The sequence below is a fragment of the Rugamonas sp. genome (assembly GCF_025354735.1).
Classification (GTDB): Bacteria; Pseudomonadota; Gammaproteobacteria; order Burkholderiales; family Burkholderiaceae_D; genus Rugamonas.
The window spans coordinates 19,973-37,672 of sequence record NZ_JANXMI010000134.1; the positions used below are offsets into that span (position 1 = coordinate 19,973).

18 protein-coding genes are annotated in these 17,700 nt (G+C 61.5%); 6 read left to right on the plus strand and 12 right to left on the minus strand.

Annotation, left to right across the window (positions count from 1 at the left end; genetic code table 11):
* Positions 1-39: 39 nt before the first annotated feature.
* From Q0S71_RS10955 to Q0S71_RS10970, 4 genes are all read right to left on the minus strand, one after another.
* Entirely contained in the window at positions 40-1,038 is a 999-nt protein-coding gene (locus tag Q0S71_RS10955; protein ID WP_295994911.1) for a hypothetical protein, read from the minus strand.
* Positions 1,039-1,112: 74 nt separating this feature from the next.
* Positions 1,113-1,727 carry a hypothetical protein gene (locus Q0S71_RS10960; RefSeq protein ID WP_295994913.1) on the minus strand — a complete coding sequence of 205 codons (615 nt, stop codon included), beginning with the start codon at positions 1,725-1,727 and terminating at the stop codon, positions 1,113-1,115.
* A 99-nt stretch (positions 1,728-1,826) separates the two neighbouring features.
* Positions 1,827-2,861, minus strand: a complete 1,035-nt coding sequence (locus tag Q0S71_RS10965; protein ID WP_295994915.1) for a hypothetical protein — start codon at positions 2,859-2,861, stop codon at positions 1,827-1,829.
* On the minus strand, positions 2,858-4,018 hold the full coding sequence (locus Q0S71_RS10970; RefSeq protein WP_295994918.1) for a hypothetical protein: 1,161 nt from the start codon (positions 4,016-4,018) through the stop codon (positions 2,858-2,860). The genes Q0S71_RS10965 and Q0S71_RS10970 overlap by 4 nt, the downstream gene beginning before the upstream one ends.
* 561 nt (positions 4,019-4,579) lie before the next feature.
* Here Q0S71_RS10970 and Q0S71_RS10975 point away from each other — a divergent pair.
* Together Q0S71_RS10975 and Q0S71_RS10980 are read left to right on the plus strand one after the other, a co-directional pair.
* Complete coding sequence (locus Q0S71_RS10975; protein ID WP_295995187.1) at positions 4,580-5,509, plus strand: SDR family oxidoreductase; 930 nt, start codon at positions 4,580-4,582, stop codon at positions 5,507-5,509.
* 101 nt (positions 5,510-5,610) lie between these two features.
* Positions 5,611-6,618 carry a chemotaxis protein CheB gene (locus Q0S71_RS10980; protein ID WP_295994921.1) on the plus strand — a complete coding sequence of 336 codons (1,008 nt, stop codon included), beginning with the start codon at positions 5,611-5,613 and terminating at the stop codon, positions 6,616-6,618.
* Positions 6,619-6,620: 2 nt separating this feature from the next.
* Here Q0S71_RS10980 and Q0S71_RS10985 read toward each other — a convergent pair whose 3' ends face one another.
* Positions 6,621-7,082 (minus strand): VOC family protein, encoded by a 462-nt coding sequence (locus Q0S71_RS10985; RefSeq protein ID WP_295994924.1) that lies wholly within the window; start codon positions 7,080-7,082, stop codon positions 6,621-6,623.
* A 205-nt stretch (positions 7,083-7,287) separates the two neighbouring features.
* Between Q0S71_RS10985 and Q0S71_RS10990 the strand changes: the two genes are divergently transcribed.
* Complete coding sequence (locus Q0S71_RS10990; protein ID WP_295994926.1) at positions 7,288-9,039, plus strand: methyl-accepting chemotaxis protein; 1,752 nt, start codon at positions 7,288-7,290, stop codon at positions 9,037-9,039.
* A 153-nt stretch (positions 9,040-9,192) separates the two neighbouring features.
* Positions 9,193-9,363, plus strand: coding sequence for a hypothetical protein (locus Q0S71_RS10995; protein WP_295994929.1), 171 nt, complete (start codon positions 9,193-9,195; stop codon positions 9,361-9,363).
* A gap of 77 nt (positions 9,364-9,440) precedes the next feature.
* On the opposite strand, the gene Q0S71_RS11000 is transcribed toward Q0S71_RS10995, so the two are convergent.
* The 3 genes from Q0S71_RS11000 to Q0S71_RS11010 form a co-directional block, all read right to left on the minus strand.
* Positions 9,441-9,914 carry an RES family NAD+ phosphorylase gene (locus Q0S71_RS11000; RefSeq protein ID WP_295994931.1) on the minus strand — a complete coding sequence of 158 codons (474 nt, stop codon included), beginning with the start codon at positions 9,912-9,914 and terminating at the stop codon, positions 9,441-9,443.
* Positions 9,911-10,504, minus strand: coding sequence for an antitoxin Xre/MbcA/ParS toxin-binding domain-containing protein (locus tag Q0S71_RS11005; protein ID WP_295994934.1), 594 nt, complete (start codon positions 10,502-10,504; stop codon positions 9,911-9,913). Before Q0S71_RS11005 ends, Q0S71_RS11000 begins: the two co-directional genes overlap by 4 nt.
* A 982-nt stretch (positions 10,505-11,486) precedes the next feature.
* Positions 11,487-12,008 carry a MarR family winged helix-turn-helix transcriptional regulator gene (locus Q0S71_RS11010; RefSeq protein ID WP_367185291.1) on the minus strand — a complete coding sequence of 174 codons (522 nt, stop codon included), beginning with the start codon at positions 12,006-12,008 and terminating at the stop codon, positions 11,487-11,489.
* Between the two features lie 28 nt (positions 12,009-12,036).
* On the opposite strand from Q0S71_RS11010, the gene Q0S71_RS27380 reads away from it, so the two are divergent.
* A complete protein-coding gene (locus tag Q0S71_RS27380; protein WP_367185292.1) occupies positions 12,037-13,035 on the plus strand; it encodes a MarR family winged helix-turn-helix transcriptional regulator in 999 nt (332 codons plus the stop codon).
* Positions 13,036-13,054: 19 nt separating this feature from the next.
* Here the strand turns inward: Q0S71_RS27380 and Q0S71_RS11025 are convergent, their stop codons facing one another.
* The 3 genes from Q0S71_RS11025 to Q0S71_RS11035 are packed head-to-tail and all read right to left on the minus strand — an operon-like array spanning position 13,055 to position 16,305.
* Positions 13,055-14,176, minus strand: a complete 1,122-nt coding sequence (locus tag Q0S71_RS11025; RefSeq protein ID WP_295994937.1) for an alpha/beta hydrolase — start codon at positions 14,174-14,176, stop codon at positions 13,055-13,057.
* An 18-nt stretch (positions 14,177-14,194) separates the two neighbouring features.
* A complete protein-coding gene (locus Q0S71_RS11030; RefSeq protein WP_295994940.1) occupies positions 14,195-15,370 on the minus strand; it encodes an alpha/beta hydrolase in 1,176 nt (391 codons plus the stop codon).
* Positions 15,371-15,396: 26 nt separating this feature from the next.
* Positions 15,397-16,305 (minus strand): aldo/keto reductase, encoded by a 909-nt coding sequence (locus Q0S71_RS11035; protein ID WP_295994943.1) that lies wholly within the window; start codon positions 16,303-16,305, stop codon positions 15,397-15,399.
* A gap of 124 nt (positions 16,306-16,429) precedes the next feature.
* Between Q0S71_RS11035 and Q0S71_RS11040 the strand changes: the two genes are divergently transcribed.
* A complete protein-coding gene (locus tag Q0S71_RS11040; RefSeq protein ID WP_295994946.1) occupies positions 16,430-17,320 on the plus strand; it encodes an alpha/beta fold hydrolase in 891 nt (296 codons plus the stop codon).
* Positions 17,321-17,462: 142 nt separating this feature from the next.
* On the opposite strand, the gene Q0S71_RS11045 is transcribed toward Q0S71_RS11040, so the two are convergent.
* Positions 17,463-17,666 (minus strand): hypothetical protein, encoded by a 204-nt coding sequence (locus tag Q0S71_RS11045; RefSeq protein ID WP_295994949.1) that lies wholly within the window; start codon positions 17,664-17,666, stop codon positions 17,463-17,465.
* Between the last annotated feature and the right edge of the window lie 34 nt (positions 17,667-17,700).

Below are 17,700 nucleotides of genomic sequence, written 5' to 3' on the forward strand. Positions count from 1 at the left end.
GTCACCTTCCCCGTATCCGTGATCGCGCGCGTGGCGGCCTTACCATTTCTTCTCGACTTCTTTGGCTTTTTCCTTCTGCGCCACCACGCGGGCGGCGTCCTCGGCCTGGCGCTCGACGGCTTGTTTCGCCGCCGCGACGCGCTGCTCCGCCGCCACCTGTTCGGCCGCCGCATGGTCCGCCGCCGCCGATTGCTGCGCCGTCTCGGCCGCCACCGCCGCCTCGATTTGCGTCTGCGCCTTGGCGCGCTTGCCATCCCACACGAAGCGGCTATGCTGGTTTTCCACAGACTTGCAGGCGGCGTCGGCCAAGTCCCAATACAGCTTGCCGGCGCTGGCGGCCGCGTCCGCGTAATGCCGGCCCTGATAACCCTGATCGGCGCTGGCGGCGATTTTTTCCAGCCGCGCCGCTTCGATGCGGGCGCTGGCCGTGTACTGGTCTTCGCACTCCTGCACCTTGTTCTGCGCCAGGCGCGAGCTGACCATGCCGGCCAGCGCCAGCAGCACCGCGCCGACGGCCAGCGCGGCGAACACCGGATTGCGCCTGGCCTTGATCCGCATGCTGGCGGCGACGCTGCCCTCCAGGCTTTTTGCGATGCCGTCGAATTCGGCCAGCGCGCTGTCGTCGTTTTTATAAGCGTGCCGGGCGCGGTTCAGCACCTCCATGAATTTGCTGCGCCAGTCTTCGATATTCGGGTCGGGCTGCACGCTCTGGACGATCTTGGGCTGGATGAAGAACATCAGCTGCCGCAAGTCGTCGCGCGAATTAGGGACCGGAAAGTCGCGGATCACGCGGGCCCGCTTGTCGGTGACCGCTTGCACGCGGTGGCGGCCCTTGATGCCCTTGTCGTCGACTTCGCGCTCGATCTCGTCGAAGCGCGCGACCAGGGCGGTGATCGAGCGGTTGGCGTCGACGTCGGTGAATTCATGGCCGCAAGACTGGCAGGCGGAAACAAACGCGCCCAGTTGCGCGCCGCAGCTCGGGCATTTGTTGACGCTGCCCTTTTTTTGAAAGACAGGCGTTTCTGGAGACTGGTTCATAGCGTATTTTCTGAGAGGGAAACAAGGGCCCCGGCCGCCGCAGGGAAGCCGGGGCGGCCGGGGCGAGCCGAGCCTTAGCCGTTGAGCGCCTTGGTGGCGTCATCCGGCAACACGATCTTGTTGGCCTTGGCAAAATCTATCGACCGCTTCAGCGTATTTTTCAAGTTGGTGAGCGAGGTCGGCAGCGACTTCGCCACATACAGGGCCGCATCGCCCGCCGCGCCGATCGAGCTCACGCCCGGCTTGAAGTTCTGCACGTCGCCCGTCATGCCGGCGTAGGTTTTGACGCCCTTGACGAGGTCGATCACGCCGGCCACATACATCTTCTTGCTCTCCGCGCTCATGGCGACCTTCTCCGTGCCGAGCGCGTCCTCCAGCGTCTTGCTGCCTTCGGTCTGGACCAGGGCGGCGTCGCGCAGGCCATCCGTGGTGGCGCCGCTGGTCAGGTTTTTCGCCGCCAGCGCTTCGCGCTCGGCCGCGCTTTTCTTGCCCAGGGCGCTGAGCAGATGCACGTCCGCGCTCATCACTTGCTGGGTGCCGCCGACATAACTCTGCACCAGCGCTTCGGCCGAGACGCTGCTGCCGCCGCCGCCCATGGCCTTGCCCAGGCCACCGAGCTGGGCGAAGGAGGGCGCGGCCAGCGTCGCGATGGACAGGCACAGAACCGTGCCGACAAGTTGTTTGCTCATAATTGCTACTCCCGCCGACTGAAAAAAGATGGAGCCCGCCCGTCAGCATAAAAAACGGCCCCAACGACCTGCCTATCTGTTTGCTTACCGGTGCAAGCCCTATTGGATGCCGGCCGCGTTGAGCCGGCTGATGACTTCGCGCGCGGCGGCCTCGGCGGCCTTTTTCAAGCCCTGGTCGCGGGCCGTCGCATTGTCCGGCGCCACGCCATACCACTGCGTCAGCGGCACCGACGCCACTTCGCGCGGCAAGCCATTGCTCAGGTCCAGCACGCGGCCGGTCACGCCCACGCTCACGCGGACCATGCCGGTGGCCGGATCGGGCGAGGGCGGCCCCGCGTCCAGCGTGGCGATCACCAGCAGCGGCACTTGCGCTTTCTTGAGCGTGGCGACGATGGCGCGCTGGGTGGCCGGCTGCAGGTCGTTGCCGGTCGAGAAATCCTTGTTGATCGATTTGAAATCGCGGTCGCTGATGACGTAGGCCGGATCGACCATCACAAAGCCGCCCTGGGAAAACAGGCTGCTGATGGCGGTGCCGACGTTGGCGATCGGCAGCAGCCGGTAGACGGTGTCGTCGGCCTTTTGCGTCGAGCTGCCGCCGGTTTCGACTTGCGCCGTGGCGCGCTGCGCGCCCCTGGCCGTGCCGCTAGCGTCGGCCTCGGCCTCGACGCGCTTGAGCACGCGCGCATCGAAGGAACGCACGCTGGCCGCCTCGCGCCCGACAAACAGATACACCAGCTGGGACTTGGCCGCGCTGCCGGCCTTGCCGGTATTGCTGGCGCCGCGCAGGGCGGTGCGCAGCCGGGCGACGTTCAAATCGATGCGCACGGCGATCGAGTATTTGTGGACGCTGGCCTGGTCCTGTTCATTGAGGATGGCGGTGTTGAAGATGAACTTGTCCAGGTTCTCCGCGACCTTGCCCTCGATGCTGTCGAAGTTTTGCGACTCGGACTCGCCGCTTTCAGCGAAATAGCGCTCCACCGCGGCCAGCTGGGCTTTGACATAGGCCTGGTCCTTGACGTCCTGGGTCAAGCCGCCGGCGTAAGAGAGCGTGCCGACGCCCTTGGCCTGGATGACCTGGGCGTGCGCGTGGAGGGCGGACAGGCACAGCGCCGCCAGCAGCAGGATTTTTTTCATTTGCACGTTTCCAGGGTGGTACGGGCCGCCGCCATCTGCGGCTCGATCGGTTGCACGGAGGCGGCTGAGTCCAGCCATTTGGAGCCGGGCCGGCTCAAGGCGTCGGCAAACTTGGTGTACAGGCCGCGTATGGCGTCCTGATAGGCGGCGAAGTCGTCGCTGTTGACCTGGCCGGCGGGCAGCACGGCCGTTTCGCCGTTTTTCAAATTGGTGGCGATGAAGGAGGTATTGAGCTGGGGTTCGAGAAAATTCAGCGTCATGAACGCGCCATACACATAGGTGGCGCTGACATCGGTTTCGGCGGTTTTAATCTTGGCGAATTTGTTCAGCTTGAGGTCGAACACATAATCGCCTTCGCCGAGTTTCAGTTTGATGTCGTCGCCGCTTTCCAGGCGCATGGACATGATGCCGCCGACGGCGTGGCCGATATTATTGGGCAGCATGGAAATGCCGAGGCGGGCGGCCAGCACCGAACCGAGCGAGTCGGCCAGCATCGCTTGCACGGCGGCCGGATGGGCGCGCATGGCGGCGGGAAACTGCGCCAGCGCTTCGGGGCTGATGTCGCTCTGGCGCACCTGCACCGTGTGCTTGCCCTCGCGCGGCGGCGTGGCCTGTTCCAGACAGCGGGCGAACTGGCTGATCAAGCCCCTGGCGTCGGGCCGGCGCAGCAAATTGTCGACAAAGCCGGCGATCCGCTCGCGGCTCGGCGGCTGCGGCGTGGCGTCGAACAGCGCCACGCTGACCGGACAACTGCGCACGATGGTTTGGCTCTTGTAGTCGAAAATAAGGGTATCGCCCCGTAAATTGACGAAGGTCTTGTAATAGCCGCCATAGTTCTCGGTGTCGACCGTCTCGCCGGTCAGCACCAGCACCGACATCAGGGCGCGATCGTTGCCCAGGCCCACCGCCGCACCGGGCGAAAACTGATAGGCGGCGTTCTTGATCGCGCCGGCCTGGCCGACCACCAGGCGCGAATAGCTGTTCGCGCCGCCGCCCCGGGCTTCCTGGTCGCGAAACAGCTTGAACGTGTAGGGAAAGCGCTCGGCGGCGCTTTGGAAGTCGCCGGAAAAAGCGAAGCCGGCGATCGATACGTCGGTGGCCGAGGCGCTCAGCGCCAGGCCGGACAAGACGGTAGCGGCGGCGACACGGCGCAGCAATGTCGCTGGAAACCAGCCCGGAAATGCACTTGCCTGTGTTGTGAAGGAGGAGGTCACGCTGGTCTCTATGGTTGCGATAACGTTCTTAATTTTAGTGCAGTCTAATCACAAAAATGCGATTGTGCAATAAAATAAAATACCGCTTCGCAACAAACCCATCTATTTCCCCATTGCGGGCCGCCAATAATTCCGCCTTCTCCGCCTTGTTTTGCTTGGTTTTGCCTTGCTGGGCCGCAGCGTCATTTCACCTATCCCCATGCAGGGCTGGAATCCGCGCGATCTCTTAAAGATTTTTTATTTATCTATACAAAATGCATAACGATTTATACTATATAAATAATATATACTATATAAATAGTATAAACCGTTTATTTTCATCCAGAAAAATTCTTCAACTCGATCGATTTTTTTGTCATCAGTATGCGAATTAGCGCACAGTGTGTCGCCGAAAAAGCGCGAAAAATGGCAGTTCACACTGAGAAAGGACGAATGATGGATAACCCTAATTCCTCGCGTCGCGCCTTGATCGGCGCGGCGGCTTCCGGCCTGCTGGGGGCGGCGATGGCCCCTGCCGGCGCGCAACAAGCTGCCAGCGCCGACGCCGCTCCCCGGCCGCCCGCCGATCCGGTCAGCGCCTATCCGGCGCCGCCATTTCCTTTTCAACAGCAACCGTGGCCCGGCCTGGTCGGTAAAATGTCGCCGCGCCCGGACCATGGCGAAACCAGCTACAAGGGCTCGGGCCGGCTCAAGGGGCGCAAAGCGCTGTTGACGGGCGGCGACTCCGGCATCGGCCGCGCCGCCGCCATCGCCTACGCGCGCGAAGGCGCCGACGTGGCCATCAGCTATCTGCCGGCCGAGGAAGCGGATGCGCGCGAAGTGGTGGCGCTGATCCGCGCCGAGGGCCGCAAGGCGGTCGCCATTCCCGGCGACATCAAGGATGAAGCGTTCTGCAAGAAGCTGGTGGCCGATGCCGCGCGCGAGCTCGGCGGGCTGGACATCCTGGTCAACAACGCCGCCCGCCAATTCTCGCGCGACTCCATCCTCGACATCACCACCGCCCAGTTCGACGAAACCTTCAAGACCAATGTATATGCGATGTTCTGGATCACCAAGGCCGCCGTGCCCCTGCTCAAACCGGGCGCCACCATCATCAACACGGCCTCCGTCAACGCCTACAATCCGGGCGAGAACATCATCGACTACGCCGCCACCAAGGGCGCGATCATGATTTTCACCAAGGGACTGGCCAAGCAGCTGGCGACAAAAGGCATCCGGGTCAACGCGGTGGCGCCGGGACCGTTCTGGACGCCTTTGCAGGTGACGGGCGGCCAGCCGCCGGAAAAGCTGCCGGAATTCGGCGCCGATACGCCGATGAAGCGGCCGGGCCAGCCGGCCGAGCTGGCGGCCGTTTACGTACTGCTGGCGTCCAATGAATCGAGCTATGCCACCGGCCAGGTGTATGGCGCCGTCGGCGGCGAGGGCGGTCCGTGACGACTTCCTCGCCGGCCGCAAGCTGGCCGGCCATCGCTGATCCCTGGCGCCGGCGTGCCTGGACGGTCGATTGCCGGGGTCCATTTTTGGCGGTAAGGAATATGCAAAAGCTTATTGTGATCGGTGCGTCGGCGGGGGGCGTGAACGCACTGACGAGCGTTACGTCGGCCCTGCCCGCCAACTTGCGCGCCACCGTGCTGATCGTCATGCACATAGGCGCGCGCCGCAGCCTGCTGCCCGAGATCTTGCAAAAGCTGTGTCCCTTGCCGGTCAAGCACGCCGAAGACTGCCTTCCCCTGCTGCCGGGCCAGGTGCTGATCGCGCCGCCGGACCGCCATCTGACCGTGGAAATTCACGACGGCCAGCCCAGGGCGCGACTGTGGCGCGGCCCCAAGGAACACTACACCCGCCCGGCCATCGATCCCCTGTTTCGCTCGGCCGCCGCGGCGTTCGACGGCCTCGTGATCGCCGCCATCCTGACCGGTTATCTCGACGACGGCACGGCCGGCTTGCACGCGGTAAAAACTTGCGGCGGCTATGCCATCGTTCAAGATCCGAAAGACGCGCAGGTGCCCGACATGCCGGCCAGCGCGCTCAGCTATGTCACGGTCGACAATGTGCTGCCGCTGTGCGAGATCGGGCCGATGTTGACGGCCCTGGCCGCACACGCGCCGCAATGGCCCGCCGGCGCCGGCGTCGGCGCGGCGGACCGGAAACCCCAACCGCCCGAATGGATGAGGGTGGAAAACCGCTATGTGCGAGGCGTGGGCGACATCGAGGATTTACAGCGCATCGGCATCCCGTCCGGCTATACCTGTCCCGAGTGCAATGGCGCCCTGTGGAAACTGAATGACGTCATCCCGCCGCGCTTCCGCTGCCATACGGGCCATAGTTTTTCCGCCCGCGTGCTGGCCGAACTGCAAGATGACACAGTCGAAGCGGCGCTGTGGTCGTCGCTCAGGGCCTTGCAGGAAAAAGCCCGCATGGTGCAGGAACTGTTTGAAGACGCGGCGGTGCTACAAGACCCGGAATCGAAGGAGCGCCATCGCCAGCATGCGCTGAAGCTGCAAGCGGATATCGCTACGCTGCACGCCCTGTTGTCCAAATAAACTTAGGGCGTAGCTGTCGCCTTGGGCTGCCAAAGCTCGATCTTGTTGCCCTCCGGGTCTAGCAGCCAGGCGAATCGCCCGGTCGCGTCATCGCTGCGCTTGAGGACCGAGACGCCTTTCGCCTCCAGGCGTGCGATAAACGCGTCCATGTCGTCGACGGCGTAATTAATCATGAACGCGCTGGCCGATGGCGCAAAGTAGCTCGTCGAGGCGGGCAGCACATTCCACACCACCGCCGGCGGATGCTGCGGAGCGTCATAGCGCAGCACCGCGCCGCCCCAGGCTTGCAACGGCAGGCCGAGCACATCGCGGTACCACGCCACCAGTGCTTTTTGATCTTTCGCTTTGAGGAATATACCGCCGAGCCCGGTGATATGTCCGACCGGCTCGGACGGCGCCGGCTCCGCCGCCCGCACCAGCAAAGGCAGGACCAAACTACACGCAAAAACCCATCGTATCGACATTGATAGCCCTCCCATTAGTGTCTCTTATTATATGTTCGTTTGCTGCGTTGACACTGGCGTTGGCGTCCGGCGCCATCCTATCCATCAGCGGCGCGGCTATTTTTGGACAGTGACAATGCGCGTATGTTCACCGTCGGGAAAGTGCTAAATTGAGAGGCTGCCCAGTCCCTGTCATTTCCCTCAAACAAACCAGCGGGAGGATATCGTGCGATTTTCTGACATCGGCATTAGCCGCAAACTCTATCTCGGCTTCGGCTCGGTAGTCATTATCCTCGCGGTACTGCTGGCGACGGCCTACACCAACTTTTCGCGGCTGGCGCAGGCCAACGGCTGGAACAACCACACCCACGAAGTGATGGCGGAAACCAAGACCATCCTGGAAAGCCTGCTCAATATGGAAACCGGCGAGCGCGGCTACGCGCTCACCGGCGAAGAAGCCTCGCAGGGACCGCTCACCGCCGGCCGGGCCGATTTCACCACGCACCTGGAACAGGCGCGCAAGCTGACGTCGGACAATCCGGCCCAACAAGATCGTCTGCAACGCTTGCAGCAGGCCGAGCAGAACTGGTACGGCCAGGCGGTCGAGCCGGCGCTGGCGCTGCGGCACAAGGCCAACGACGGCGCCTCCATCGACCCGCTGCTGGTCTTCGAGCGCGAAGGCCACGGTCGCGCGGGCATGGACGCCATGCGCGTCATGCTCAAGGAAATCGGCGGCGCCGAGGAAGGGCTGCTGGTGCAGCGCGCCGCCGACGCCATCTCGCTGCAAAACCTCACCGCCAACACGCTGATCTTCGGCGGCCTGCTGACCATCGCGCTGGCCGGCGTGCTGGCGTGGATACTGAGCCGCAGCATCGTGCTGCCGCTGGAACACGCGGTCCGCATCGCGCGCACCGTCGCCTCGGGTGACCTGACCAGCGACATCCAGTCCGACTCGCGCGACGAGACCGGCCAGATGTTGCAGGCGCTGGGCGAGATGAACCGCAGTTTGGTCGACATCGTCGGCGAAGTGCGGCGCGGCACGGACACCATCGCCACCGCCACCAGCGAAATCGCGCGCGGCAACCAGGACTTGTCTTCGCGCACCGAGCAGCAAGCCAGTTCGCTGGAGGAGACGGCGTCGTCGATGGAGCAGCTCACCGGCACCGTCAAGCAAAACGCCGACAATGCGCGCCAGGCCAACAAGCTGGCGGCGTCGGCCTCGGAAGTGGCGGTCAAGGGCGGCGACGTGGTGGCGCAGGTGGTGCAGACCATGAGCTCGATCAGCGACTCGTCCAAGAATATCGTCGACATCATCGGCGTGATCGACGGCATCGCCTTCCAGACCAATATCCTGGCGCTGAACGCGGCGGTGGAAGCGGCGCGCGCGGGCGAGCAGGGCCGCGGCTTCGCCGTCGTCGCCACCGAGGTGCGCAATTTGGCGCAGCGCTCGGCGGCGGCCGCCAGGGAAATCAAGACCTTGATCGGCAGTTCGGTGGAAAAGGTGGAAGCGGGCAGCAAGCTGGTCGAGCAGGCCGGCGACACGATGACGGAAATCGTCGACAGCGTCCGCCGCGTCACCGACATCATGCAAGAAATCGCATCGGCCAGCGAGGAGCAGATCGCCGGTATCGAGCAGATCAACCAGGCCATCAGCCAGATGGACAATGTGACCCAGCAAAATGCCGCGCTGGTCGAGCAGGCGGCCGCCGCCGCCGAAGCCTTGCAGGATCAGGCGGTCAACCAGGCGCGGGTGGTCGGCGTGTTCAAGCTCGATGGCCGCGATACCCACGACAAGCCGCCCGCCGCGCGGCCGCTGCTCAAGCCCGTGCCCAAGGCGGCGCCGGCGCTCCAGCGTCCGGCGTCCAAGCCGGCCCGGCCCGCGCCCGCGCCCGCGCCGGCCAAGCGCGCGCTGCAGCGCAAGGTCGTCAGCGCGAAGGCGGCGGTCAAGGCCGAGGCGGATGGTTGGGAAGAATTCTAGATGGCATGTATTCTCGCCAAATATCATCGTAAATGAGCCAAGGGCAAGAATCGATACTGTCGGGCCAGGCGGCTTTTTCGCCGGCTACAGATCCTGGGTCCCGCTCCCGACCAACTCGACGCCACGATGGCAATTGTCGCCAGCATCCTTTAATTGACGGCTGCCGACCTGGAACTGTCAAGTGTCGAACAACTGGGCGCGCAGGCGGGCGCGATCTTTGGACGCATCGCCAACGTCGACGGCGACACCACCGACATATTTTCCCCGTTCCTACGGTGTGCCTGGCACGAACGCCAGTTGCTGGTCGACCTGCCGGCGGTGTGAGAGGCGTGGATGGGGGCGCGCCCGGCGTTCCTGCTGCGCCGGTCCCCAGGGGCGCCACCGCCAAGCCCCGGGCCGCGCTAGACACGATGGTCGTAGACGAATTGCCGAACGCGCTCGGACGTGATTAAGGCCGCGTCGGGATGGGCCGGATTGATCAACACATTGTCTTCCTCGTTGATGATCACCGACGGCACCACCAGCAGTGCTGAAGCACCTCCCGCCAACCAGGCCGAGCCAATCGAACGAGAGATCATGCCTTCGGGAACTACATTCCAGCCGACCGGCAAAGGACGGGGCGTAACCACGCGCGCCGCCCACACCGCGTCCAGCACGTCGATGCGCACCGGGATACGGTTCCACGGCAGCATCATCCCTTTTGCGAAGTGGGCGCGGGTTTCCCAGGCCGCCAGCGAAATCGATGTAGCAGCGTAGGTCACATGCTCGCCGGCGTGGTTCCATCGCGACCCGCCGCTGGCGGCTCCCTTGCCGGCCATGTCTTCCGCTGTATAGCTGGTGGTGTCCGAGGCGATGCGCCACAGGCTGACCGTCATGCTGCCAGCCCGCCGCGCATACGCTCCAGTACTTGCTCAACCGCGCGCTGCCCTTCGGGATTGCGTAACATGTCGGCCGGCGTCTTGTTCCCCAGTTCAGGCAGCTTTTCATGGACCCAGCGCGCAAACCAAGCTTCCAGGTCAAAGGTTTTCATCTGCTCCGGGTCGCCGCTCTCGTCCAGCATCCTGCTCAAGGTGGCCAGCAGGCGCAAGTAGGCCATGATGCGATGCCCAGCAACGTCAGGCAGCGGCCTGTTGGCGGCTTCGTTGCGCACAAAGGTAGTCTGCGACACACCAGCCAGGCCCATGATCACGGAAGCCGGTTCGCCGGTGGCCTTGGCAATCATCTTGACGACGTCGGTTGGCACCCCGGCTTCCACAGCGTCATACAGCTGAACGCCTGGCGCCTCGCGCACCCGCTCCACCAGCGCCCTGAGCTGGAGCAGCGAGGTTTTCCCGACACTGCCGGCCTGCCCCATTTGTTTGGCCCACAGAAAATGTATCTTGCTTGCAGCGGGTTGCGTACGCTCCGCTACGCCCTTGACTGCCAGTTTCCCCGCTGCCCGCCGGCTCCGGTGCGGCACCTTCATTTCACTCGTTGCGGCCATGCTGGCACCCATTTGGTTAAATTGTGACAGTCAAATGGTAATCCATAAAACAGCAAGGCTCAATACGTAATTTCGGGGCCGCCTCCTGCTGGGCATCAGTGGGTCAAGGGTTACCATTAGTGCATCGCCTGCTTTCTTTGATTTCTGCCGAAGTTGATGAGAGCAAATAAAGTTGGTCGGGATGACGGAGGTTAAGTACTTGATTTCATTGGCCCTAGCACACATGGCAAAGTTGGTCGGAACCTGCAAGTTAGTAGGATTCGCGATGCAACTTGGAAATATAGTTGGTCGAAGGCGGGTGATGCACACGTTTGCCCAAGCATTAGGTCTGCTGGCTCAGACTTGATCTGACACGAACTTTCAGATGACTTAGAGTTTAAGAGACGCCTACCGGCCGGCTACAGCCATTGGTAATCCAGGCCGGCTTCACTCTTTTGGCGCGGCGACTCCGCTGTCCAGCATCGCTAGACGTTCCCAATCTGGCGAACCGAATTCCCTGCCAACAGGCGCAATGTCCAGCCACGCTTGCTCTTCCGGGGTGCGTTTTAGGTCATATGAGCGTTGCAAACGTCCCTGTGATTGCTTGGTGCGCCGGCGCTTGATCGTTCTAGCCTTCATCCTGTCCGCCTTATCTATAAATTGCGATCTTTAGCGTCAGCAACGCGTTGCCTATGTGTTGGAGTCGTGTTACGTCCGAATATAACCTTGAAGAGAAGAATATACGACGCAGCTGCCGACGTCAGCGAGGGCTATTTCGACTCGCTGTCCAGTCCCAGCATACGTCCCGGGAATCCGGCCACGTCTAACTAGCGCGTGTCGCCGACCGGCAATCACTGCGGTGAGGAGCATGTTTGAAGCGCGCACCAAGTAGGCCTAGCTCGTCATTGGTCATCCCGGTGCACGGGACGCGACCAGCGCAAGCATAGCTCAGGAGTTTGAGCATTTGCTTCAAAACATCGATCCGTCATCTTACTGCCGCATTAAATAATTTGGCGAACTCATCCGAGAAAATTATGCTAAGTGAAGCGCGCAGGCGCTCGGCATTCTCGTGGCCGTATACCGTCTCGAACCGGTCCTGTGCGTGCTGCCAGAGTTTATTCGACTCTGCAAGTTTCGCCTGGCCAGCGGCGGTAAGCCTGATGCGTCGGGACCTTCCGTCCGACTCGTTTTTTGTTTGCTCAACATAACCATCTCGCTCCAGCGGTTTCATGTTGTGGGCCAGGGCCGAACGGTCCAGAGTCATCGTGTGCGCCAAATCCGACATAGTAGGACTGCCAGCCCTGTCTATACTCGACAAAATGGAGCACTGGGACATCTTCAGCCCGCAAGGCGCCAAAATGGTGTCATACAGTTGCGTCACTCTTCGGGTTGCTTTCCTGAGCGTCGCGCCGTTACAGAGAAGTGGGTCGTTGATTGTATTGCTGCGCATGTTGGAAATATAGACGGGGTTGAGAGGAGCAGAATGTCGGTTGACAGATATGGGCATATGCAACTATATTCGGAATTGATGGTATATGCCATCAATTCGATCAGGGGTATCAGCATTGCAAAAAGAAACAAATTCGACTCCGCAGGCTGAAGACGGCGATTTAGCCTTCGTCGAACAAAATCGATGCACCAACGGCGCTTTGCGTCGGGCCACACGTCGTCTATCGCAACTCTACGACGGTCTGTTGGCGCCTAGCGGCCTGCGAAACACGCAACGCGCCATTTTGGTGACCATTGCACGTTACGGTAGTGCGACCTTAAGTCAGCTCGCCGAATCCCTCGTGCTGGATCGATCCGCCCTTGGCATTAGCATCAGGCCCTTGGAAAGAGAAGGTTTCGTCGTCGTTGGAATCGACCCGAGCGACAGGCGCAATCGAATCGCCAAGCTGACTCCCGCAGGCGAGCACATAATTGAGAATACCGCTCAATTGTGGACTGTCGCGCAAGCGCGTTTCGAAAACAAATTTGGTGCCAATAGAGCGAAGGAGCTGCGGAAAACACTTGCGTTCATCGCTGCCCAAGACTACGACGGCGCGGCTGCGGTTCGGCAACTGGAGGCTGGAGATCCTTTGCTTGAATTTAACCGATGCAACAACACCGCCTTACGGAAGGCCACCCGTCGCGTATCCCAGCTGTACGATTCCGTGTTGGCGCCGACTGGTTTGCGCTCCACGCAACGCTCACTGTTGCGCAGCATTGCCCGCTCCGAAAGCCAGACCATGGGGCAGCTAGCCACCTCCCTGGTGCTTGATCGGTCCGCGCTGGGACATAATCTCAGGCCGCTAGAAAGGGAGGGGCTCATCGTCCTGGAAATCGACCCTACCGATAAACGTAGTCGGTTGGCAAAGATCACCAAAAAGGGGGAGGGCAAACTCCGTGAAACTGCCGTCTTGTGGCAGGTGGCGCAACAGCGTTTTGAAAACAAATACGGCGCGGCCAATGCGCAATCGCTTCGAGAAGTGCTTGCTGCCATCGCCGCGGAAGAATTCGACAGCGAACTCAAAGCGGATGCGCATTCCATCTGAGCGTGCGTTCCATTTTTAGTCAGGCCGGATCGATAGAGCACAGGAACTTCAGAAGCTGCTCGTTGACCACATCCGGCGCCTCGTGCTGTACCCAGTGGCCTATGTCATCGAGCTCGATTCCGCCTACAAGACCGGGAAGGCCGGCGCGCATCTGGTCCAGGCTCAGTGGATAGAGTTCTCTCATTCCGTCTGCCTTGCCCCAGATGAAAAACGAAGGCTGAGTGATCTTCGCTCCCTTGAAGGCCGCCGACAGATAAAAATACGGTTCCGCGGCGCGGTAGTAATTTAACCCGCCATGAAAACCGGTGCGCTGGAATTCGGCGATGTTATGGCGAACGTAGTCTGCTGCCACCCACGAGGGCAATGCCCCGGGGGCCGGACGATGCAGGCTGCGCGCAGGGTCCATAGGACTCCACTGCCGGCCGACGGGGGCTGAACCCGATGCCCAATACAGCATGCCTGGAATCGTAACGGCGGCATCGGCCCAGATCTGATCGGCGTCGGGCCGTATCTGTTCGAACATATAAAAATCGTTTTGATGGCCTGTCTTGCGCATTTTTTCGAAAACGCTAGTATCGCCGCGCGGGACGTAGGGCACGCTCAGGCAGAACACCGCCTTAAATCGGTCGGGACGCATCATCGCAGCGTTCCATGCGTGCGTTGCGCCCCAGTCATGGCCCACGAGGACTGCGCTGGAAATCTTCAGCGCGTCGAGCAGGCCGACCAGGTCGCCAGCCGTTTGCAGCGGCGTATACAAGCTGGGATCGGCGGGCGCCGAGCTGCGTCCATAGCCGCGCATGTCCGGGGCAATAGCCCGGTACCCGGCTGCGGCGATGGCCTTCATCTGCCGGCGCCAGGTATAAGCGGTATCCGGAAAGCCGTGGCAGAAGAGAACGGCAGGGCCGTTGCCCAGCTCGGTGACGTGCAGGGAAATGCCGTTGGTGGCGACGTCGTATTCTTTGAAACCTTCGCCGTCGCCGGCAGCGTCCGCGCTGGCCATCTGGCCCAACATAAGGCTTGCGCCAACGGCGGCGCCGCTGGCCAGGAAGGCGCGGCGGGAAACAGCCGGCGGCAGAATGCGCTCCTCGCTCGAAGTTTCATGGTCCGGTTTGAGTTCAGGATTTTTTGCGTCGATGTTCATGATATTCACCTCTTCCTTTTAAGCTGACAGCCCTTTGGTTTGAAGCCATGAACGCATGGCTTCGATGAGTTCTTGCTTGCGTTCGAGCGGCAACCAGTGGCCGGATGGAAGGCTAGTCACGGAAAGATCCGGGCAGGAGCGGCGCATAGGGTCTCCGAGGCTGCTGCGTGTGATGTCGCAGATACCGTCAAAGTCGCCGTTGACGAACAATACCGGCTGGCGCAGGCGGCCTTCATCCGGCGCGGCCTGCGCGTAGGCGATATTCGCGTCATCATTCAGATACCATGCATTGGCCGGACGGAAGCCAGTGACGCGGAAGGCATCCACAAGCGCGTCGAAGTCGGCGGCCGGCCATAGGGTCGGATCGGGCGGCATGGCCGGCGCGCGATGCGCAGAACCGAACCAGCCGCCATTGCGGCCAACCAGCGCGGAACGGTAAGCTTTGTTCACCGACGCCGCATCGCCGCGTCGGTAGATCACCGAAAGGCTGGCCGGGATGTCAGCGTTGAAGTCGCTGACCGTCTGGTCGAAATTGGTCAGGTAGAAACGGTAATAGTTCCATTGGCCGTCGGGATATTGGTCGGCGGGATAAAGTGTGCGGTCGACTAGCGGCAACAGGTTCGGTAGCGCGAAGCCTAGCGGTGCATATGGAACCGACACCAACACCACACCGCGGCTACGCTGCGGGTGGTGAGCGGCCAGCGCCGCCGCCACCGGACTTCCCAAGTCGTGGCCGACCCATACCGCCGGACGCGCGCCGAGCTGGTCGTGCAGCGCCACCATGTCGTCGACGATCTCGCTCACGGCATAGGCGCTGGCATCAGCCGGCACCGACGAGCCGCCGTAGCCGCGCATGTCCGGCGCGACGCAACGCCAACCCTCGGATGCGAATGCGTCGATCTGCGCGCGCCACATCAAGCCGCTCTGGGGCCAACCGTGAAGGAAGATCATCAAGGGGCCGTCTGCAGGCCCGGCTTCCCAGTAGCGCGTAGTGTGACGGGGCGATTGAAAGATGTGCGACGTTAATGTCGCCGAGGCCGCAGCGCCGAGGCCTGCGTCTTTCGCCTCAGCGACCTGGCCCAGCAACAGGCTGGCGCCGATGGCCGCCCCGCCTGCCAAGAAACCGCGACGGGAGATGACTGAACCCATCGCGGGGGCTGCACTCAATTCTGCAGGATTTTGCTTGATGCTCATGATGACCACCTCTGACTTTTTCGGGTTTAAGTTTGTGGAGCCGTGATGGCGAAGGACTGGACGGTCACCAGTTGCGGGTCCGGACCGCCGCGCCTGCCGGTATCGAGGGCGTCGATCGCCAGGACTTCGCCCGGCGTCAGCGCGAAGTCGAAGATGTCGATGTTCTCGGCAATGCGCGCCGGCCGCACCGATTTCGGAATCGGCGAAGTGCCCAGCTCGATCTGCCAGCGCAAGATAATCTGGGCTGGCGTCTTCCGGTACTTTTTCGCCAGCAGCGCCACGGTCGGATGCGAGAGCGGGTCCTGCACTTCCTTCGACGCCTTGGCCTTTTCGCCGTAGCGTTTGATACCGCCGATAGGCGACCATGCCTGAGTGATGATGCCGTGGCTGTCGTCGGCTTCGCGCAGCGCGCGCTGGTTAAAGAATGGGTGCAGTTCCACTTGGTTCACTGCGGGAATATGTCCGGTTCGCTGGATCAGCTTGTCGAGATCGCTGGCGTCGAAGTTGCACACGCCGATAGCCCGAACCCGGCCGTCCGCGAGCAATTTGATGGCCGCCTGGTAGGCTGCGACGGTCGCGTCGAAAGCCGATGGCACAGGCCAATGAATCAGGTACAGATCGAGAAAATCCAGGCCGAGCTTGCGCAGACTGAGCTCGAACGCGCGCGGAGTTTGCTCAGGACCGTAGTCGCTCATCCAGACCTTGGTCGTTACAAATACCTCGTCGCGGGCTATGCCGGCGGCACGGATGCCTTCCCCGACCTGCTGCTCATTCATGTACGCGGCAGCCGTGTCGATGAGCCGGTATCCCGCCGCTATCGCCGAACTGACTGCGGCGACAGTTTCCTCGGGTTCGCTGTGGAACACGCCCAGACCCACCGCAGGCATGTCGATTCCGTTATTTAATTTATACTTGGGACCTAAAGGGCTTGCCATATCTACGTCCTTTCTTGAATTAATTAGTAGCATATGCCCATAATAATGTTAGCATATGCCCTTAATGTCAAGCGCCGATGAAAGAAATATGAACTGAACCACCCACCCACAGAAGGAGAACACCATGACTATCCCACAGCAAGCAGACTTCCCGGCGTACACCGAACACCGCATCGCACGTGATCGCGGCAGCGTCTATGTGCGCGATTTTCCAGGCAGCGGACCGGCCTTCGTGCTGCTGCATGGATTCCCGGACAACGCGCACATCTACGACGACCTGATTCCCCACCTTGTGGCGGCGGGCCGCAGGGTGGTGGCACTAGATTTTCTGGGCTTCGGCGCGTCCGACAAGCCGGAGGGCGCGCACTACAGTTTCGTCCAGCAACTTGGCGACTTGGAAGCCGTGGTGGATGCGCTGAAACTGGAGACCATCATTCCGGTCGGCCACGATGCCGGCGGCCCGGCGGCGGTCAACTTCGCGCTGAAACATCCGTCGCGTAGCGCCGCCGTTTGCCTGATGAATGCGTTCTACGGCGATGCGCCAGGACTACGGGTGCCGGAATTTATTGAACTGTTCGCCAACAAGGGATTGAAGGCGTTGACGCGGCATTTTCTGGCGAGTCCCGAGCAGTTCGCATGGCTCCTGGCGTTCCAGCGCGACCAGATGCAAGCCGGCTTGACGGAGGCGCAGAAAGCGCACTACACCGATTTTCTCGGCGCGATCATCGACAACAATTTCAGGCAACGGCCGAGTGCCGGGCCGGCTTTTGCGCAGATGACCTATCAGCTAACGGATGAGGTGGCCGCCAATACGGCGCGCCTGATCGAGTTTAGAAATTCCGCGGTGCCCTTTTTATTCATCTGGGGAAAAACCGACCCTTATCTTCACGTCACAGCTGCGGAGTACATGAAATCGCAGGCCAGGAACGCCGCTCTGCATGTCGTAGACGCTGGGCACTGGCCTCAGATAGATCAACCGGTTGAAGTAGCTCGGGTTCTGCTAGCGGCTCATTAAAACTGCAGTTATTTCGCATGTCTGACCAGGCGCGCCGATTTGCGGTGTCGGCAGCCTGGCTGAGGACGGACACCTAAGTCGAGGCTCTAGCCGGATGAGGTTTGCTTGTGCGCACCTCGCGTACACTGCACCGATATAGCGGTCACATTGCCTTGGACATCTTTCTCCAATCGAGTCGCGCAGGGTTGCGTTGCCCAGCTTCTACTGATTTGCGCGGCAAAGGTGCAGCCTCGCTGCTGGGAATTTTTAGCTGAGCATTTAAGAATATATCAAATTGCAAATCGAAAATGTGCTCAAAAAAGCAGCTATTCAAGCATTTAAGCCGTTCGTACAGGCGTTGTTGCATAAATCGTCCCGCGCCCAGTGCTGACTGACGTTTA